At 64.1% G+C, this 3,288-nt stretch carries 2 protein-coding genes; both read left to right on the plus strand.

Going from position 1 to position 3,288, the window contains the following annotated elements; translation table 11 throughout:
• The coding region (locus BDIM_RS11920; RefSeq protein WP_040346006.1) for a hypothetical protein at positions 1-1,827 on the plus strand (1,827 nt) is incomplete at its 5' end.
• Positions 1,828-2,091: 264 nt separating this feature from the next.
• Complete coding sequence (locus BDIM_RS17250; protein ID WP_211205984.1) at positions 2,092-2,382, plus strand: HNH endonuclease; 291 nt, start codon at positions 2,092-2,094, stop codon at positions 2,380-2,382.
• The last annotated feature ends 906 nt before the right edge of the window (positions 2,383-3,288 follow it).

Here is a 3,288-nt window from a genome sequence, read left to right on the forward strand (position 1 = left end):
GCCCTGAACGACGCTGTGGGACCCTTCCGGCCCACCACGGCCCGCCCTGAGTTTGAGCGGGAGACGGCCTTCGCCATCCAGCCCGAGACCATCGACGCCCTCATGGAGTCGGCCGACCAGCTCCCCGCAGTCATGCGGATGGGCTACCGGGGTCTCCTGGGGGTGATGGGTGTCGGGGTGAACGCCCTCGGCGCAACCGGCCGGGGCGTCCGCGCCCTGACGATTGAGGCCGCCGACGAGCTGTTCGGCTCCATCTCCACCCAAGCGCACCGCGCCGCCAACGCCTCGCGTCAAGCGATGGCCGAGGGCTACGCCCGGGGCCTGAAGGGCAAGGAGCTGGAGAACTGGGTGACCGCCCGTTCCAAGGCGTACTTCGACAACGAGTCGGAGGAGCTGCTGGAGCAGATCGAAGCCCAGATCGCCGCCGGGGCAGACCCGAACGCGCCTGAGCTTGTGGACGCCGCCCAGCGCGCCCTGGCCCGCATGGAGATCGAGGACGCCACGTCCGCGACGGTCTCGCAGCTCATGTTGCAGGACCATCTCCAAACCGGCCTCGCGCAGGGCGTCAGTAAGGGTCTCCGCTCGGTGGACAGCCTATTCGGTGACGTCGGGCTCCTGTTCCCAATCGTCCACACCCCGCTTCGGGGTCTGGAGGTGGCGTTCAAGGACTTCACGCCTCTCGGTCTCCTGTCCCGGGAGATGCGGGACCGCCTCTACAGCGGAGGACCGGACGCCTCCGTCGTCATGGCGCAGATGGCCTTGGGCACCACGCTCATCGGCTGGGCCGCTACGGAAGCCATGTCGGGGAACATCGTCGGTTACGACGGTGGACCCAAGTCCTCGACCCGCCTCACCCGGCCGCAATACTCCATCCGCATCGGCGACAAGTGGCACGAGTATAACCGCTACGACCCGATGACGATGCACCTGGGGCTTGCCTCGGACATCGTCGAGGTCATGCGGGGCGTGGACCTTGAGGCCCGCGACGAGCCGGGTCCTATGCTTGTTAAGGCGGCCTCGGCGATGGCCCTTGCGTTCTCTCGCAACGTCACGAGTCGCACCTTCATGCGAAGCGTCGAAGACTATGCAGCTATCCTCTCGGACACCGAGGGGAGCCGAGCGGAGGCTGCGCTGACGAGGCTTATAACCTCTACGGCGGGCCGCGCGGTGCCCATGAGTGGTGTGGGCAAGTGGTGGGAGGGTGAAGACTCGGACGCCACGCGGGAAGCTGTCACCATGTGGGAGAAGGCCCTCAGGAACTCGGGTTGGTTCCAAGACAGCCTTCCGGTGCGCGTGGACCCGCTCCTCGGCCGTCCCATCGCCTATGATCGAGACCTGGGGGTCAACACCACCACCGTTACGGAAGACCGCCTGCTCAACGAAATGTCGGCCATCGCCTTCAGCATCTCGCAGCAGTCCAAGACCCTAAAGGGCGTGGACCTGACAGCGGAACAGTTGAGCCGCGTCGCAGTCATCCGAGCCCAGGAGGCCGTGGACGACAGTGGACGGACCATGACCGAGACCCTTCAGGACCTCATCGTCGACCCCGAGTGGGCTGAGATGAACCAGGGGACGCGCGAGCGGGCCGTCCGCAAAATCCGCGACCGCTACAACCGGCTCGTGCCGGACCTTCTCGCCGAGGAGGACCCGGAGTTCGCCTACCAGCTCGCCCGCAAGGAAGAGCATAAGTACCTGACCGAGGAGCTTGGTCTGGAGGGTCCCGCCCTCTGGACTGAGCTGGAAAGGTTCGGGCGCGACGAGCGTCGCCTGCGAGGCCTGCCTGCTGAAGAGCGGGACAAGTTCGCGGCCATCTTCAACCTCAACTAACGTCCAAGCCCGGCTCTGAGGGGCTGGGTCAGCCAATGCGCACCGACCGGAGAGACCTTTGGGTCTTTCTAGTCGGTGCGCTGCAAGGAGAACTGCCTGATACTAAAGACCACCGATGGGAAAGATGTTCTCATCGACGATGAGGATTGCCCCCTCCTATCGCCCTACTCATGGTCGGCCACGACGGGCTACGCAGTTCGAAGGGTGGGCGGGACGCTCCTTTCTATGCACCGGCAACTCATGAGGACCGGCCCAGGGCTGGTCGTGGACCACATCAACGGAAACCCGCTGGATAACCGCAAAGAAAACCTGAGGGTCGTCACCCAGCGGGAGAACTGTCGAAACCGTGGGCCGTCCAAAAGCAACCGCACAGGACACCTTGGGGTCTCCTATGATTGGCGCTTTCAAGTCTATGCCGCTCACATCAACCGCGAGTTGATCGGGCACTTCCCAACCCTTTCAGAAGCCGTCACAGCGCGGTTGGTGGAAGAACGTAGCCGCTGGGGCGTCCAGCCCCGCCGCAAACCCGCTTTCGAGGCCGCAGGGCTTATCTAAGCAGCAAAATGTTTTCAGGCCACTTATCTGGAAGCCCATATAGGTAGGAGAGCGCGAGCTATTCCCCCCACCCGGGGGTCCCCTGCCATTAATTTAGACCCCGACAATGGAGGTCACCCTCTACCTTCCTCAGCCCCATGCCTCCCATGCTAGTGCCGCCCATCCTGCCACAGGACGAAACCGGCGGCCCGATGGAACGCTCTCGCATGACAATTCGCATCGTCCGAGAAGGGTATACCCACAGCAGACAGCGAAGAAGCGTCCGATATGAGTTGACTTCAGATTTATCAGACAGTAAGTCCGACTTGATTATAGACCTTTTCGGACACTCCAATGGCCGACATTCTCGCCTTCACCGCCCGTACCAGCACCGTCCATCGGCCCAGCAAGGACGGCGCATCCATCTTGCCGCTTGGGCAGTTGGCCGAGCTTCAGGCTCGCCATGCCATTGACCTCCTCCTTGCGGCTCAGAATAGGGCCGAGGACTGGGACGCCCACCTCGCCCACCGACGCGCTGAAGCCGACGCCGCCAAATCTGCTGCCCGTCGCATGACAGGGCACACTGGTGCGGGCGACCTGAGCACCGCCCTACATAGCCGCGCTTTCAAGACGGGCCTTGCCTGCTCTCGCGAGAGCCTCGACCGCATACGCGCGGTACAAGACCTCCACGCGGCCCAACGTGCGGCGGGCGCTGCCTTGGCCCGGCTGACGCGGTGTGAGGCCCGCCGGGTTTACGGTAACGCCTTCCCCGACCTAACGCCTCAACGGGTCGGCACAGCAGTCAGCGCGTTGCTCCGGGACCACCGAGCAGTCCTGCGGTTTGCGCGGGAGGCCCTGTGATGGCGGTCGTTGGCTATGCTCGCGTGTCATCCACTGGGCAGTCCTTGGAGGTTCAGGAAGAGGCCC

Origin of the sequence: Brevundimonas diminuta ATCC 11568 (genome assembly GCF_000204035.1) — a bacterium.
GTDB classification, from domain to species: domain Bacteria; phylum Pseudomonadota; class Alphaproteobacteria; order Caulobacterales; family Caulobacteraceae; genus Brevundimonas; species Brevundimonas diminuta.